At 38.5% G+C, this 15,341-nt stretch carries 20 protein-coding genes and 1 tRNA gene; 17 read left to right on the forward strand and 4 right to left on the reverse strand.

Annotated features, from left to right (window positions below; genetic code table 11):
• Window positions 1–2: 2 nt before the first annotated feature.
• On the reverse strand, window positions 3–200 hold the full coding sequence (locus IX83_RS06915) for a helix-turn-helix domain-containing protein (RefSeq protein ID WP_038500688.1): 198 nt from the start codon (window positions 198–200) through the stop codon (window positions 3–5).
• A 1-nt stretch (window position 201) separates the two neighbouring features.
• Window positions 202–450 (reverse strand): hypothetical protein, encoded by a 249-nt coding sequence (locus tag IX83_RS06920; RefSeq protein ID WP_051919494.1) that lies wholly within the window; start codon window positions 448–450, stop codon window positions 202–204.
• Between the two features lie 81 nt (window positions 451–531).
• Here IX83_RS06920 and IX83_RS08660 point away from each other — a divergent pair, with 81 nt between their 5' ends.
• The 14 genes from IX83_RS08660 to IX83_RS08670 all read left to right on the forward strand — a co-directional run bounded on the left by IX83_RS08660 (window position 532) and on the right by IX83_RS08670 (window position 9,231).
• Window positions 532–1,212 (forward strand): XRE family transcriptional regulator, encoded by a 681-nt coding sequence (locus tag IX83_RS08660; protein ID WP_051919496.1) that lies wholly within the window; start codon window positions 532–534, stop codon window positions 1,210–1,212.
• 20 nt (window positions 1,213–1,232) lie between these two features.
• Window positions 1,233–1,775 carry a hypothetical protein gene (locus tag IX83_RS06930; protein ID WP_038500691.1) on the forward strand — a complete coding sequence of 181 codons (543 nt, stop codon included), beginning with the start codon at window positions 1,233–1,235 and terminating at the stop codon, window positions 1,773–1,775.
• Window positions 1,776–1,783: 8 nt separating this feature from the next.
• Window positions 1,784–2,551, forward strand: coding sequence for a hypothetical protein (locus IX83_RS06935; protein ID WP_038500694.1), 768 nt, complete (start codon window positions 1,784–1,786; stop codon window positions 2,549–2,551).
• Window positions 2,552–2,764: 213 nt separating this feature from the next.
• Window positions 2,765–2,917, forward strand: a complete 153-nt coding sequence (locus IX83_RS09035; protein WP_158074684.1) for a hypothetical protein — start codon at window positions 2,765–2,767, stop codon at window positions 2,915–2,917.
• 10 nt (window positions 2,918–2,927) lie between these two features.
• On the forward strand, window positions 2,928–3,299 hold the full coding sequence (locus IX83_RS06940) for a hypothetical protein (RefSeq protein WP_038500697.1): 372 nt from the start codon (window positions 2,928–2,930) through the stop codon (window positions 3,297–3,299).
• Complete coding sequence (locus tag IX83_RS06945; protein WP_038500700.1) at window positions 3,292–4,188, forward strand: hypothetical protein; 897 nt, start codon at window positions 3,292–3,294, stop codon at window positions 4,186–4,188. The genes IX83_RS06940 and IX83_RS06945 overlap by 8 nt, the downstream gene beginning before the upstream one ends.
• 16 nt (window positions 4,189–4,204) lie before the next feature.
• Window positions 4,205–5,053: a phage recombination protein Bet gene (gene bet / locus IX83_RS09135; protein WP_051919498.1), complete on the forward strand. Its 849-nt coding sequence runs from the start codon at window positions 4,205–4,207 to the stop codon at window positions 5,051–5,053.
• 11 nt (window positions 5,054–5,064) lie between these two features.
• Window positions 5,065–5,676, forward strand: coding sequence for a YqaJ viral recombinase family protein (locus tag IX83_RS06955; protein WP_038500703.1), 612 nt, complete (start codon window positions 5,065–5,067; stop codon window positions 5,674–5,676).
• Between the two features lies 1 nt (window position 5,677).
• Window positions 5,678–6,157 (forward strand): single-stranded DNA-binding protein, encoded by a 480-nt coding sequence (locus tag IX83_RS06960; RefSeq protein WP_038500706.1) that lies wholly within the window; start codon window positions 5,678–5,680, stop codon window positions 6,155–6,157.
• Window positions 6,158–6,200: 43 nt separating this feature from the next.
• The gene (locus tag IX83_RS06965) at window positions 6,201–6,590 is read left to right on the forward strand and encodes a hypothetical protein (RefSeq protein ID WP_038500709.1); all 390 of its coding nucleotides are present in this window, start codon (window positions 6,201–6,203) and stop codon (window positions 6,588–6,590) included.
• Window positions 6,577–6,867 carry a hypothetical protein gene (locus tag IX83_RS06970; protein WP_038500712.1) on the forward strand — a complete coding sequence of 97 codons (291 nt, stop codon included), beginning with the start codon at window positions 6,577–6,579 and terminating at the stop codon, window positions 6,865–6,867. Before IX83_RS06965 ends, IX83_RS06970 begins: the two co-directional genes overlap by 14 nt.
• 12 nt (window positions 6,868–6,879) lie before the next feature.
• A complete protein-coding gene (locus IX83_RS06975) occupies window positions 6,880–7,338 on the forward strand; it encodes a DUF3310 domain-containing protein (RefSeq protein ID WP_038500715.1) in 459 nt (152 codons plus the stop codon).
• A gap of 118 nt (window positions 7,339–7,456) precedes the next feature.
• On the forward strand, window positions 7,457–8,119 hold the full coding sequence (locus IX83_RS06980) for a hypothetical protein (RefSeq protein ID WP_038500718.1): 663 nt from the start codon (window positions 7,457–7,459) through the stop codon (window positions 8,117–8,119).
• A gap of 305 nt (window positions 8,120–8,424) precedes the next feature.
• Window positions 8,425–9,231 carry a KilA-N domain-containing protein gene (locus IX83_RS08670; RefSeq protein WP_051919501.1) on the forward strand — a complete coding sequence of 269 codons (807 nt, stop codon included), beginning with the start codon at window positions 8,425–8,427 and terminating at the stop codon, window positions 9,229–9,231.
• A gap of 39 nt (window positions 9,232–9,270) precedes the next feature.
• Here the strand turns inward: IX83_RS08670 and IX83_RS06990 are convergent, their stop codons facing one another.
• Together IX83_RS06990 and IX83_RS06995 are read right to left on the reverse strand one after the other, a co-directional pair.
• Window positions 9,271–10,272 (reverse strand): tyrosine-type recombinase/integrase, encoded by a 1,002-nt coding sequence (locus IX83_RS06990; protein WP_038500721.1) that lies wholly within the window; start codon window positions 10,270–10,272, stop codon window positions 9,271–9,273.
• A 224-nt stretch (window positions 10,273–10,496) separates the two neighbouring features.
• Window positions 10,497–10,581, reverse strand: a tRNA-Leu gene (locus IX83_RS06995).
• A gap of 451 nt (window positions 10,582–11,032) precedes the next feature.
• Between IX83_RS06995 and IX83_RS07000 the strand changes: the two genes are divergently transcribed.
• Genes IX83_RS07000 through IX83_RS07010 form a run of 3 tightly spaced genes read left to right on the forward strand, consistent with a single transcriptional unit; the run spans window position 11,033 to window position 15,204 of the window.
• Window positions 11,033–12,529: an MBOAT family O-acyltransferase gene (locus tag IX83_RS07000; RefSeq protein ID WP_038500723.1), complete on the forward strand. Its 1,497-nt coding sequence runs from the start codon at window positions 11,033–11,035 to the stop codon at window positions 12,527–12,529.
• Between the two features lie 3 nt (window positions 12,530–12,532).
• Window positions 12,533–13,840, forward strand: coding sequence for a DUF459 domain-containing protein (locus IX83_RS09060; RefSeq protein ID WP_051919504.1), 1,308 nt, complete (start codon window positions 12,533–12,535; stop codon window positions 13,838–13,840).
• 2 nt (window positions 13,841–13,842) lie between these two features.
• Complete coding sequence (locus IX83_RS07010) at window positions 13,843–15,204, forward strand: GDSL-type esterase/lipase family protein (RefSeq protein ID WP_051919508.1); 1,362 nt, start codon at window positions 13,843–13,845, stop codon at window positions 15,202–15,204.
• Window positions 15,205–15,341 lie beyond the last annotated feature (137 nt).

Raw genomic sequence — 15,341 nt, forward strand, 5'->3', positions numbered from 1 at the left:
ATTTAATCCTCCACTAAACGATAGCGTGCATAATGCTTTTCGCCATCTTCAACAATCTCTGTGACGATGTTGTAGCCCTCGCGTCTCAAATCAAAAATTCTTGCCCCAAGCCGAAAACAACCGAAAAGATTTAATGCGTCTATCGGTGTGATCGGATTTCCCTTTTTTAAAAATTCTAGAATTTGTTCTGCCTGTGCCATATCATGCTCCTTTATTCTGTTTTGATTTATTTGACTTGATATATGGACCAAACACATCTAAATGCTCAAGCTTGATAGCGGCAGGGATTCCTCGTGTTCGCCAATTATTAACTCTCTGATATCCGCCATAACCTAGCCCTAGTATCTCCACGAGCTTCTTAACTCCACCAAGTTCTTGAATAATTTCCTTGTCTGTTTTCATCGCAAAAAAATAAATACTTTGTTTAACAATAATTAATATATTAAACATATAGTTTATAATTGTCAATCATTTTGTTTAACACATTTTGTTTAAGAGGTAGTATGATTTTTAATCAAGGAGAAAGAAAATATGGAACTAAGTACAAAACGACTATACGAACTCGTGGCTCGCTCTATCGGCAGAAATGACATTACTCAAACTGAGTTAGCTAATGAGCTAAACGTATCGCCTCAAACCGTGAACAATTGGGAAAAAAGGGGGATTCCTCCATCGATTGCCGTAGAGGCGGAAGAAAAGTATGGAGCATCGCCAACATGGTTAATGAAAGGCGTTGGTCAAAACTTAATCATTCATCAACCAGAAGCACATGAAGCTGATTTGATTAGTGTGCCTGTATACAACAAAGCAGCGAGTATGGGCTACGGTACTATTTCAGACGAAGAAAAGATAGTTGAATTTGCGACTGTAACCAAAGCATGGATTCGCACGCAGTTCCCACGTATTACTAGTATCGATAATCTAGCCATGATTCCTTCAACGGGTGACTCAATGAGCCCGACAATTGCCTCAGGCGAAATTCTCTGGGTGGATACTGGCGTTAACACTACAGACGTTGATGGCATTTACGCCATTAGCTTTGGCGATAGATTTTTTGTTAAAAGACTTACATTTAACCCATTAAAACAAGTTTTAACCATATCTTCAGACAATCCGCTTGCTGGTGATAAATGGGAAGTGACTGAAGAGAATGCTTATGATTTAATCATTCATGGCAAGGTTTTACTGTCGTGGAAGTCGGTTAAGTTGTAGAAAGTTAATAAGGAGGGGTAATGTCGAATAACTCAAATTTTCTAAGCCTTTCAGAAGTACACGAATACCTAAACATGGAAAAGTACACTCAAAGTGAAATGAGATGGATAGAAATGCCTAAGCACACTCAAACCGAGTATAGATATTATACTGCGATAGAAATAGGTGGTATTGCTAGAGAAGGTATGCGTTTGATTATCGCATATCGTGAACCCTATACTCGTATTAAAGGCGATGCATCTCACTATGTTGATGAAAAGATTTCATGTTCTTTCCTTCTAGGCAAGTCAAGAGTTTTAGGGTATGATTGTGAAAAGGATGTTGTACATAAAAATAAAGGTAATGTAGGAAGGGATTTACCTTTTTACAAACAGGAAATAAAAGGACCGCACAAACATATATGGGTAAAAGAAGGCAAGGAAGGTTATGCTGAGCCAATGGAACTAGACAAAACAGATCTAAAATCTGTTTTTTATACGTTTTTAGATGAAGCAAATATTACTCATTTGCATGATTATGTTCCACCTCCCCAACCCGTTTATTGCCAATCTGAACTTTTTTAGGTGACCTTATGTTTAACATAGAAAACTCTTTGCCTACGTGGAAAATTGGCGACCATCAAACTAATAGCGTACGTGTTTTTTCGCCATTTACTTTTGCTGATGACGGACAAACCATTTCATTTGTTGTGTTTTTTCCTAAGCCCAACTGTTTCTATATTAGTGATTTGGGAGCTCATGCATCACTAGCATATGATCTTGGCTCTGATTTTTCCAAGAAAAATTTAGATGAGTTGTATGAGCAATCATGCAATGAGTATGCATATTTTAATGACAGCGAAATAGTTGCTGAAGGAGACATTAATATGCTAGAGCAAGCACTTAATGAATCACTACTGCTAGCAATATCTTTGTCAACCAATTACACCAGATGGTTCCCGAAAGTAAACGCACAGAAATTTCAATCGACGGTATACAACACGCTTTGTAAAACATTTGGTCGGGAAAAAGTAAAAAAACAATGTTTGGGTAAAGGTGCAAGTGGAAATGAAATAAAATTTTCATTCGGTATAACCAGAAACGATTCACGTCTAAGTTTTGTCGAGATAAGTGCAGCAACCAACAAAAAAGAAGCCAATTGGAAAGAGGTATACCAAATTTACGGAAAATTTGCCGATAATAAAGAGCTTGACAATCGCCAACCACGACTATCATTGATAGAAAAAGACGTTATGAATGAGGATTATCAGAAAGCCTCTACACTCTTGACAGGAGTATGTAACGTTACTCGATTCGACCCTAGCAATGCAGAAGAAATTTTGATAGCTGTCAACCAATAATCTACTACTTCGACCAGACACACCGCCCTCACACGAGGGCTTTTTTATTACCCAAATTCCGCCTATTTTTCACACACTGTATTTTTTTTGTTGTTTTTTTACACACAATTTTTAAATAATAAAAACATTTTGTTTATTTTTATATTGACTTTATTAAACATATTGTTTAACATTATGTTTATGATGAATGTAAAAAATCGTTAAAGGTCAATCATGAAAAAACAAGTTATTTATATCTACGGACAACCTTACATCATGAACGAGCATGGAACTTTATCTCGTGTCCGAAAAGCATGGTGGCAGATGAGAATCACCAAAATTCTAGCTTTATTTATCGCGGGCTTTATTACAGCACACTTAATTTAAGGAGTGAGAAATGCTTTATCTTTACGCAGTTTTGGATAAAAAACCTTACTTAGACGAAGATAGTTTAATAGACACATTATTAAGCCATGGCGAAGAGGTTGATGATGATTTCCACTTTAAAAAAATAAAAGGCATTGCCGAAGATTTAGCAGCAGAAGACGAAAGAACGTTCACGAAATACATTGCATTCGTGGAGCTTGACGAGAGTGGATTTCCTTATTGGAATGGCGACCCAGAGGACATTCCAATAACTAAAAGAGAGCATTACTCAGCACGCAAGTGTGCTGTTTATGAAGTAAATGCCTCAGGTTATACCGATGAACAAGGCTATAACCCTTGCATATTGACAGACTTATATTCAGGAGAAAGTGTAAATGTTTGAATTAGAGATTAGAGCAGAATCCAGGCTCGTGACAAATAACATCGACTTATTTAAAAAGCAAGCTGAAGAATATTTAAAAAGCCTACCAACATCATTTAATAATGATGAGGATTTTCTCAGAGCCGAGGAAGACATTAAGGATTTAAAAACGCTAGAAGCCCGTACAAAATCTGCAATAGAAGCTGTCATTAATGGTTCAGCCGATATTTCTGCGGTCATCGATACGGCAACTAAAATCGCCGAGGAATTTAGACAGGCTCGATTAACTCGAGAAAGACTTGTTAAAAGTCGCAAAGAGGATATTAGAAACGAGCTTATTGCTACCGCTAGTGCAAACATATTAGCCTTTATCGGAGTGCTTAACTTTGATAACAGCGTCATTAAAGCGATAGAACGCATTTATAACAAATCCGCTATTAATGGTAGATTAGAACAGGCGTTAAAAAATAAACGCACTATTTCGGGGGCAGACAAAGCAGTACATACCGAATGCACCTTGATTAAAGAAGAGATTACACAAGATGCGACAAAGTACAGTGAATCATTAAAGACTATCCCTGATGACAAACTTTACCTGTTTCCTGACATCGTTAATTTACTCGTTTCTAACGAGGATATTACAGACATTCTTGACACCCGTCTTAAAGACGAAGCAGAACGCCAAGCAAAATTAAAAGAGACACAAGAGAATAAGCAAACGGTGTCTGCACCAGCACCTGAACCCGTTCCTGAGCCAGTCGCACCAGTCGTGGTTAATCAGGAGCCTGCCCCAGATAAAGAGCAGTTTTTGATATTAATCAACTTAAATTGCACGCTTGAAGAGGCTCAAGCAATCGCTAAAAGCCTCAAGGATAAATACATGAACGTGAGACTTAAAAAATCTCAGTAAATACGAGGAGTTTAAAATGAGCACAAACTTAGCATTGTTAAATAGTTCTATCACTAAATTAGCGCGAGCTATCGACTTTGGCGGAGACGTACAGCCAGCCGAGCTAGTCAATATTTTGAAGTCCACCGCATTTCATACCAAGCAAGCCATTACTAACGAACAGATGATTGCTTTAGTAGCCGTGGCATCACAATATAAACTCAACCCTTTCACTAAAGAAATCTATGCATTTCCAACCAACAACTCCATCGTGCCTATCGTAGGCGTGGATGGCTGGATTAAGTTAATTAACTCCAATCCACAACTCGACGGCATCGAATTTGAACAGGACAATGAGAAATGCACTTGCGTTATTTATCGCAAAGACCGCTCCCACCCTATCCGCGTGACCGAATATTTTGATGAGTGCAGTCGCCCTACTGACCCTTGGAAGAAATACCCTAAGCGTATGTTAAGACACAAGGCTATGATACAAGCGGCACGTGTTGCATTTGGTTTCTCTGGCATTTATGACGAGGACGAAGGTGAACGCATTAAAGAATCTGCTTCTACAGAAAATCGCATTATCGACATCACGCCACAAAAAAATACGATAAGCCCAGAACAAGCAAAAGAGTTAGAGGCGTTGATTCATGAAAGTCAAAGCGACAAAGAAAAACTATTGTCTTACTTTGGCATTTCATCGCTAGGCACTTTACCGATTGAAAAATACGAAGAGCTTAAGGCTACTCTAACTCGTCGTATCAAAAGCAAAAAAGCAACTGATGTGGAAGTAGTACCTAAAGCACCAGAAGCAACTACCGTTCCAAGCAATGTCGATCCTGAAACTGGCGAAGTGATCGATGAGGAAGATATTCCATTTTAACGAGGTAAAGAATGGCATTAATAACACTTAACTGCGAGCAAGGTTCTCAAGAATGGCTAGAGGCACGTTTAGGAATAGTAACCGCTACAGGGGCAAGCAATATCGTAACGCCTAGCGGAAACAAATCTAACGGCTGGGTTAATTACCTGAGCGAGCTAGTGGCTGAAACTTACGAAGGAGCAAAAGACCCTGTGAGAACAGCAGATATGGAACGTGGCCATGAATTAGAACCCAAAGCTCGTGCAGGCTATGAGTTCTTAACGGAACACGAAGTTAAACAAGTCGGCGGTATTTACCTAGATGAAAACCGTGATGTCATGATTAGCCCTGACGGTATCATGCCTGACTTAAAGAAAGGCTTGGAAATCAAAAGTCCACGACTCAAGAATCATATTAAGTACATATTAGAAGGCGGTGTCCCGTCTGAGTATTTAATACAAGTTCAGTTTAGCCTTTGGGTTACAGGGTTCGAGTCATGGGATTTCGTCAGTTACTGTCCCGAGTACACACCTCAGACGATGTACTTACATACAACTACACGTAACGACACATTAATGAGGGCGTTTGATCGGCTTGTCCCTCAATTCTTAAAGCAACTCAATGGATTAAAAAGAGGTAAATAATATGTCATCAGTCAATAAAGTAATTTTAGTAGGTAACTTGGGAAGAGACCCGGAACATCGTGTGTTCCCGAATAGTGATGGAGGTGTCACAAATTTTTCTATCGCCACTTCCTATCGTACACGAGGACAGGACGGTAATTGGAATGAGGAAACAGAATGGCACAATATCGTGACATTTAATCGTACAGCAGAGGTTGCTAACCAATACCTAAAAAAAGGCAGTAAGGTTTATGTCGAGGGTCGCATTCGTACAAGAAAGTGGCAAGACAAAATGGGGCAGGACCGATACACAACTGAAGTACTTGCTGAAAAGCTTGTCTTGCTAGGAGGCGATAAAGCACCACAATCATCGAATGCTAACACAAGTGGCGGTTGGGACAATAACCCATCTAACCCAACAAACAATGCATATTTGAACGCAAAAAACGGTACTCGCCCAGTGAATAACGTGTCCGACATGGAAGATGATTATCCGTTTTAATCAATAGATTTACTACTAAACGCTTTAAGAAGGAGTTAACAATATGGCCATTAAAGTAATAAGCGAATTTAATGCAGACATTAACGGCGTTCATTTTGGCTGGCGGGAGTTTCTGCATTTCAGAACCGCATCATCCATTCTATCTAACGTTTACAGCGAGTTCAATATCAAGATAGAAAGCCATGTATTTGCAAAAAGACTGCGTGATGTACTCAAGTTCACGGACGATTTTAGTAAGTTGTCTAGATTTGAAGATCGCATCGAAGCAATGATGTGCCTTATTAAATCGCCACACGAATTAGATTTTACGCACACGATGATTATCGATGCAGTGGATTACGACATTTGTGCCATTGAGGATTTAAAACTACTGCAAGCATCTTGGAAAAAAGTTTTAAAAGAACACGAGGAGTTAGCCAATGAACCTAGCTAAATCCAACGCAGTGGTCAAAGTCATTCGAGACAATGACATTATCACCATGACGGGAGCTCAGTTTAACGAGTTTGCCAAAACGTTAATCGCTCAAACCATGGACAGCATCAAACTCAAAAACAAAGAAGAGGCTTGTCAACTTTTGGGCATCAGCTTGTACAACCTAAACAAGCTGATTAAAAAAGGACACCTTCACCCCATTGAAGATTTAATCAGTATGCAGGAAATCCTACGCATTCAAGAATCTGGAGTTTTGAATCGAATTAAATATTTATAAGGAGTAAAGAACATGACAACCTTTAATGCTTTTGTGGAATTAGAAAAAGTGTCCACACTAAAAAATCCACTACGTTATGCCAAGGTAGCACCGCATTATACGGTTGACACAGGTCAAGTCAACACAGCCACCATCATTAACATACTAGGTCGTCGAAGCTACTTTCTGGCCAATGCCTTCAAGTATCTTTCTCGTTTACACAAAAAAGGGCAACTAGAAACCGATGTGATTAAAGCGTATCACTGCTTGAGGATCGCAGAGCGTTTTGGAGTTGAAGACATTCCTTTAAGCGAAAACGAGCGAGACACTCTCACTCAATTCATCATCGAGCAAGAACCCAACTACAATCCCCTACACTTTAAATTAATTTGCATTGTGCTAGATATCGAGAACAAGAACATCATATACAAAGAACTTTACACCTTATTCAAGATGTTGCTTTGGTGTTTAGAGGATAAAGAGATTGGGTAATCTATAGAAAATACATTTACAAAACTGTTAGATAAGCATTCGATGCTTATTCCAATACTGTATTAATTAGTAATATATAATTAGCTATTAACAACAAACATTAACAGGGGAACTAATCATGGCAGATTTATCAGGCTACCTCCCATTAATAATTATTCTTTTAATTTTTCTTGCTTTCTTTATTTGGCATCGCAAGCATAAAAAAGAGAACGGTTTAAAAGGCCCCGCTGGGTGGATATTGGTATTTAATATAGGTAGTGTATTAGGCTTTTTTTCAATCATGTCTAGAGAACAAACTGCCAAAGGCACCCCTTTAGAAACAGCAACAAACATAGTACTACTGTGTATTGCCGTCCTAACTTTTTACGCATTATATCTAACTATTAAAAAACAAGGCGATCCAAAAACACCACAAAAGGTTATTAAAGCCATATGGTTAAAAGGACCAGTTGCGATGTCCGTACTGTTTCTTTCGGCAATGTACTACTATCCGAATATATACAACACATCTTTTCCATATTTCTGGACATTAACGGCTATTATGGTTTTAGGCTATGTAGCAATGCCTGTTGTAGCCGCTACTGTCTGGGTCTTATACTTTCAAAACGCTGTTCGCGTACAGAACACATACAACATTACACCAAAGGACAAGCATTATGTGAAAAAGATTGTCGGGCTATGCGTACTACTTGCATTATTAGCCTTTATCAGAGGACCTTTAGAACAGAATTATTACCAAAAATTATCCTCTTTAGAACGAACAATGTATTTTCAACAATAAATTAAGAACCCTTTAATAACAACCTCTACCATTAGCTGTAGAGGTTGTTAACAGAGAATATTAAGATTGACTTCCCAAATAATTTAAGGTAGGATTAAAACTCCTAAGCAAAAGCAGCTCCGACCTGTTGTCGGCCTTTTTATTAATTTGACCTCCAGAATTACATTTATTGTTGTAAACGATAAATATCAAGTTAATGGGGGTGCGGGTACCAGCAATGGCTCGGCGTTACTTTTGACGTAGGACACCCCCGCCTATTATATTTTTATAGGCATTCTATTAATCCTAAACAAAAGAGGTTCTTCATGAACATTCAAATTTCTAATACTAATATACGCCAAAACGAATATGGCTTATTTTCATTAAACGACCTACACAAAGCCTCTGGTAAAGAAAAGCGACATCAGCCAAGCAACTGGCTTTCAACTCAACAAACCATCGAATTAATTAAAGAATTGCAAGCTCCTGTAATTCAAGGAGCTGAACAAAATCAACAGGTTATACAAGTTAAAAACGGTATCGGCACATTCGTCTGCAAAGAGCTGGTTTATGCTTACGCGACTTGGATTTCAGCTAAGTTCTTTCTACTAGTTATTCGCACTTTTGACCAAGTAGCTTCAGGGTCATACTCCCTCACCCCTGCCCAAAAACAAACAATCCGTGAGGCAGTTAAGCTTAGAAATAAATATACTGGTGAACATTGGCAGACAATCTATGATAAATTGCATACGCGTTTCAGGGTCAACACTTACCACGAAATCCTAGCGAGCGATTTTGAAAACGCACTACAATTCTTAGGCGTGGGTCGTCAGCCTGTTCCTACAACCAAACCTGCAACACCCAAAGGCGTATTTATCTCGTATGATCTACTGGAGAGTATTGGCTATGCGGTACTGAATGGCATGAGGTTAAAGAATTATGTCGAGCCCATGTACCAAGGACTTCGCTCATTACGCCTAGACCCTGAAGGCAGTTTGCGTACGTTGCTATATGAAACCGATATAACTTACGAGAGAGTCTGGAAGTTTATTCAGGATAACCGCCAAGAGAACTGGCGACTAACCCATGAAGTCCCGTCTTATCATTACACGGTTAAAATGATTCAGGACTAAAAGCTCAGACCACCCGCTTACCCACCTAGGTGAGCGGGCTTAGCTATCCAACCTATCCAACATCTCCTCTGCTGACTCGCGATAATAAACATTTAACATTCGTGGATCGGAGTGCCCCATAACTTTCATTAGCTGTAATTGCGTAAACTTTTTAGAAAGCCGAGTGCAAGCAGTCGCCCTCAAGTCATGAAAAGTAAATCCTGACAATCCTGCCTTTTCTCTGGCAGTGCGAAAAAGTGCATCTCGAGTAGGAGAATATAATTTAAATACTAAATCATATTCACCAGTGACAGGTTCTAGCTGTTTCAAAATTTCCATTGCCTTTAAAGATAGCGGTACATCTCTAACCCCTGCATCTGTTTTAGCTTGACGGATATACGCTACTCTTCCCTTAATATCACACCACTTCAGGTCACAAATTTCACCGCTTCTCATTCCTGTTTCAAGCGAAAATAACATCGCACACGCCACTCTTGCTTTTGTAGTTAGTGGAGGTTTATCCGCCTGATACCCTAACGCATTACACATAATTGCTATCTCTTCATCTCTAACAATACGCTGACGGTGTGCGGGAGCTTGCGGTAACTTTAAAAATTGCCAAGGGTGTTCTTTGAGCCAAAACCATTCAGAAATGCAATACCTGAACACACCACTAAGCAGTCCATACTCTTTAAGTAGCGTTGACGATTTAATTCCTTGAGCTAATCGTTTATTTTTCCATTCATGGCCATCGTGGATATTGATATCCTCTAACGGTGTAGCTACTAGCCTAGGGAAGTCTCTGATAAGTTTTCTGATACGAATCTGCTCATTTCGACAGCCTCGTTTTTTAATACTCACCTCTCTCGCATATCTTTCTAAAGCTTGTAATAAAGTTTTGCCATAAGATCGTTCTCCTCTTTGCTCACTCAAACGCTCCTCAAGCTTTTCCCACCATTCCTTACATTCACGTTTAGTAGGTAGTGTTTTAGAGTACCAAGTTCCTCTAACTTTTCCACGAACTCGCCAATTACCTGAAGGTTGAATTTCATATCTTGCCATGTTATATCCTCTATATTTTTTTTAACCTTGTTTATTACTCTAATTAAAATAGCTAAAAAAAGGAAGAAAAAATGTCAACTTTTTGTCAACTTTTTTTAATTTAGGTTAATTTTACTGTATAAATATACAGTAAATCAAGGATTTTAGGCAAAACAAAAAACCCTGTATTTTCAACTAATTGATTAAAAATCAACTGTTTAAAAATACAGGGTTCTAATATTCGGTGGTGCCCAGGGCCGGAATCGAACCGGCACGCCTTGCGGCGGGGGATTTTGAGTCCCCTGCGTCTACCAATTTCACCACCTGGGCTTAAAGATTTAGAATTATACACATAAGTAAAAAACTTGTAAAGACCTGAACCAAAAAACAACATCTTTTTTATAAACACCTCATTATCTCCATACCCTCCTTACCCCATCACCGAACCAACATCCACTTACCACTTCATCGCCACTACTTAAATCCTTATCCCACTTCACCATCCTTCTCACGTTTTTATTTCTGCATTATCTCCACCCCCATCCCTACCTCATCACCGAACCAATATCCACTTACCACTTCATCACTCCTGTCTAAAACGTCTTCTCTTATCATTCATCTAATACTTACTTTTTTTTCATAACCCCATTTCAAACCATCATCAAACATCATCATCCCTCAACAGCCTTGCTTTCGTATCCTGACAAACTTATTTCACACCACTTCTTTGAATATTTTAAAGCGTGATAAAATACGTGAGCTTACACATTACAAATAAATTATGCCTATTTTATCGATAGAATTTGCACTATTTTTTCTGATTTTTTTCCCTGTTTACTGGCTATTTAGAACACATATAAAAGCTCAAAACATTCTCTTATTATTAGCCAGTTTGGCATGGTTAATCAGCATTAATTATTGGTTCGCTTTGGCTGTTTTAGGCTATGGATTAGGCATTCATTTTATTGCCAAACGCATTATTCAAAAAACACCTTTTGCTTTTACTGGCGGGGTCGTCAGTACATTACTGTTTTTATCGATTTTCAAATACAGTAATTTTTATATTGCGGATCTGCAGTCTTTACTTCAATCCAGTCAATTTAATTTAATGATGCCTTTGGGTATTTCATATTACTGTTTTCAAGGAATTTCTTATTTACACACCCTTAAAGAAAAAGGCAAAAAACAGGCAATGGGCTTAATTGAGACACTTTGCTTTTTTAGTTTTTTTCCTACCATTACCACAGGCCCGATTTTAAGAGGCGATGATCTTAGACTCGATGCCAGCCAAGTTGATCCGATACGTCAAGAAGGGTTAAAAAAATCAAAAGGAAAATTTCTTTTTCCAGGGGCCGTTCAACAATTCACAAAAGCCAAAGAACGATTTCTCATACAACCTCATTTGGCCCTTGCTTACTTGCTTTTAGGAACGTTTAAGGTTTGGGTTTTGTCGTCATTTTTAGGCGACCAAATTGTAAATCCTATTTTTCAAAATCCTGCTCAATACACCGCATTTGAAGTATTAATCGGAATTTACGGTTATACGTTTGAACTTTATTTTAACTTTTCAGGTTCGATTGATTTAGTCATTGGACTGGCTATGTTATTAGGATTCCAATTACCACCCAACTTTGCGATGCCTCTTATCGCCTCAAATTTAAGAGAGTTTTGGAACCGTTGGCATATCACACTTTCGACATGGATTCGAGATTATATCTACATTCCTCTCGGTGGCAATCGTTATGGCTTTATCGCCATGGAGCTATTTCTTTTTATTGCCATGTTATTGTCTGGTATATGGCATGGATCGGGATGGAATTTTGCTTTATGGGGTGCTTTACACGGCATCGCACTCATGTTATTAAACTTGGGAGATTATTTGCTAGGTGATGGTCCAGAACGTTTGAAATCAGGCAGACAAAAAGCACTACACACGCATACATGGGGCAAACCGATAGCGATATTTTTTAATTTACAGTTTGTAGCGTTCACCTTTGTCATTTTTAATACTAATAATCTAGATGATGCTTGGTTGATTTTTTCCAGTCTGGGACAAAATGTACTACAACCTCCCGACAGCCTGTTTGTTTGGACATTTGCGGTCATGGTACTAGGTCTCATTTTTTACCCATATTTAGCCAAATTATTTTATGCATTTGTCCAATTTTTACAAGCCATACCCATGGTTCTTTGGATTTTACCGATTGCCCTGATTTTGTTTATCATCATTACTATAGCTCCCTCTGGGATACCTAGTTTTATTTATGCCAATTTCTAAGATATGAAACCAATAAAAATTATTATCTTCTATATCGTGATCATCGCTATTGCCATTCTGGCGACATGGTTTAGCCAGAATTCGATCAATACTTATTGGCAACAAACCTATCATACTGACAGCCCATTAAAATATTTAGATCAATACAAACTATGGCAGTTAGGTGCCGATCTTCAAGATTCTTTCCAATCTGTTGTTTCGCTTGATCGTGACCACCCATCTGACGTTTCTCCTCAAACAACTTCTGAATTTATTGCAAAAGAATCGCCTGTTCAAACTCATGTACAAAGTAGCGTCACTTCGACTGACCCTACGCGTTCCCCTATCCCTGGCATCCAAGCTCGCGATGGCGTACCGAAACACGATCAAGTTGTCACCACCTCTCCCATCACCGTAAAAAAATCACCTAACACTTACGCCCAAAAAAGTGTGGTTGAAGCATCCAAACCAGTTGCTTCTCAACCTACCTCACCTCAAAAACAAAATACTCTTAAAACTTCATCAAATAAAAATGATGATTTAATTGCTAAATTAGCAGCCAAAACCACCCCCTCTGTTCAACATCAAACAGATACCAATACCCGCATCGCTCGTTCTAACCCCAGTGTTAATGAGGATCGCAACAAAACAGTGAATTCACCAATCACCTCTACAGATTCTCGTTTTTCTTCATCGAGTAAAGTAAATTTGCAAATGGGTGATAAGGTATTTTTTGCTGGGGATTCGTTAATGCAAGGCGTAGCACCATATATGCAACGTTGGCTAAAACAACATCACAATATTGATTCCATCAATTTAAGCAAACAAAGTACAGGACTCTCATATCCTAATTTTTTTGATTGGCCCAGAACTATTGAAGATATCATTAATTCAGATCGTTCTATTAAACTACTTGTTATCTTCTTAGGTCCCAATGATCCATGGGATTTTCCAGATCCTCATAAACGCGGACGATATTTAAAATTCCAATCAAACGAATGGGAAAGCGTTTATTTATCACGTGTTGATCGAATATTAAATGTTTGCAGAAAAAATAATGTCAAAGTCATTTGGTTAGGTATTCCTTTTATGAAAAAAGACAAACTTAACAGTCAAATGACTTATCTAGATAAGCTATTGAAAGATTATTTGCAATCAAAAGTGATTTGGTTACCGACCAAGTTTTTATTAAGTGGCAACCAACCTAGTTATGCAGACAGCATCAAAATCAACGGTGAAAATGTAAAAATGCGTAGTAATGACGGCATTCACTTTACGCCCAAAGCTCAAAAAATGATTGCTGAATATATTGAATCTTACCTACAGTTTTAGTCATGAATATTTTTAAAAAACTTTTTTTCTTTATTATTATCTTGTCCATCACAGGCTTACAACTGTCTTTTGCGGCCAATCTGATAGATTATGGCAGTAACAAAACGTGGATACAAAAATTACGTCAAATTAATAAAACAGGAAAGTTTCGTATTATTCAATTAGGCGATTCGCATACAGCAGCAGATTTTTTTACCGATGCCGTCAGAAAAACACTCCAACAACGTTACGGCAACGGAGGGATAGGATGGGTGTACCCCAGCAAGGTTTCAGCTCAACGTATTGCCGCTGTTCAATACAGTGGTGCTGAAAACTGGCATATACTCAGCAGTCGAAAAGACGAGACTCATTCGTTTCCGATGGGAGGCATATTAGCACACCCACAAGCAGGACAAGCCAGTATCATTCAACTGAATGACGAACACGAAACACAACAAATACAAGACGTTTCCATCAATGTTCGTCCCATTGATATGCGTCATCGACTCGTAGTCAAAGATGCAGATGGGCAGACCGCTTATTTAAAAGTGAATACCAAAAACCACCTTTGGCAGACGCTTAAACTCAAAGCAAAATTCCCAATCGAAATTTCAACGGAATCTGCCACTGATTTGTTAGAAATAGGATTCATCAATATTGAACATTCACAACATGGCGTAGTGTTATCTCCCATGGGTATCAATGGTGCTCAATTAAGCGATGTATTTAAATGGCGTGATAACTGGTATAACGATTTAATCAAAGCTCAACCTGATTTAATCATTCTTGCTTTTGGTACGAACGAAGCCGTCAATAAAAATCTTGGTATGGAGAAAACAGAAATTTTATGGTCTCGCGTCATTCAACAAATGAAAGAACGATTACCTGATACCGCTATCCTTATCATTGGTGCCCCAGAATCACTATCTAAAATATATGGCAACTGCGGACGAAGAATGCCTTCTTTAAACAATGTCCAAGCGATGCAACTCAGACTCGCTAAAAAACACCATTTATTATATTGGTCTTGGCAAAGTGCAATGGGTGGCAAATGCTCCATGAGAAAATGGATTAAACGTGGATTAGGCAGAAAAGACGGCGTGCATTTTACCGCTGCAGGTTATGAACGAGCAGGCAAAAACCTTGCTCAAGAAATCATAAAAAAAGTCTCTCATGATCCCATGGTTACATCAACACATCGCAATAAACCTCGCCAGATCAAAAAAGCGACTCCCGCTCAATCAAGCACAAAAGCCACTCGCACTCAATCAAGTGCTAAAACCGCTCACTCAAAAACCAGTGTTAAACCGAAAACTAATGCTAAAACGAGTGTTACACCCCATACAAAAACAAACACTCATAAACCCCAATCCTCTACAAAATAAGATGTAAATCACACACGCTACATCTTATTTTCTTTCTGTTTTACTTTATCTACCACAACCCTGCTAAACAGCATGCAGAAAAATATCTCAGCGACATTAACACAAACTGTATAAAAAAATCCGTCAACAAAAGTTGA

This window comes from Basilea psittacipulmonis DSM 24701 (assembly GCF_000743945.1).
Lineage (GTDB): Bacteria > Pseudomonadota > Gammaproteobacteria > Burkholderiales > Burkholderiaceae_B > Basilea > Basilea psittacipulmonis.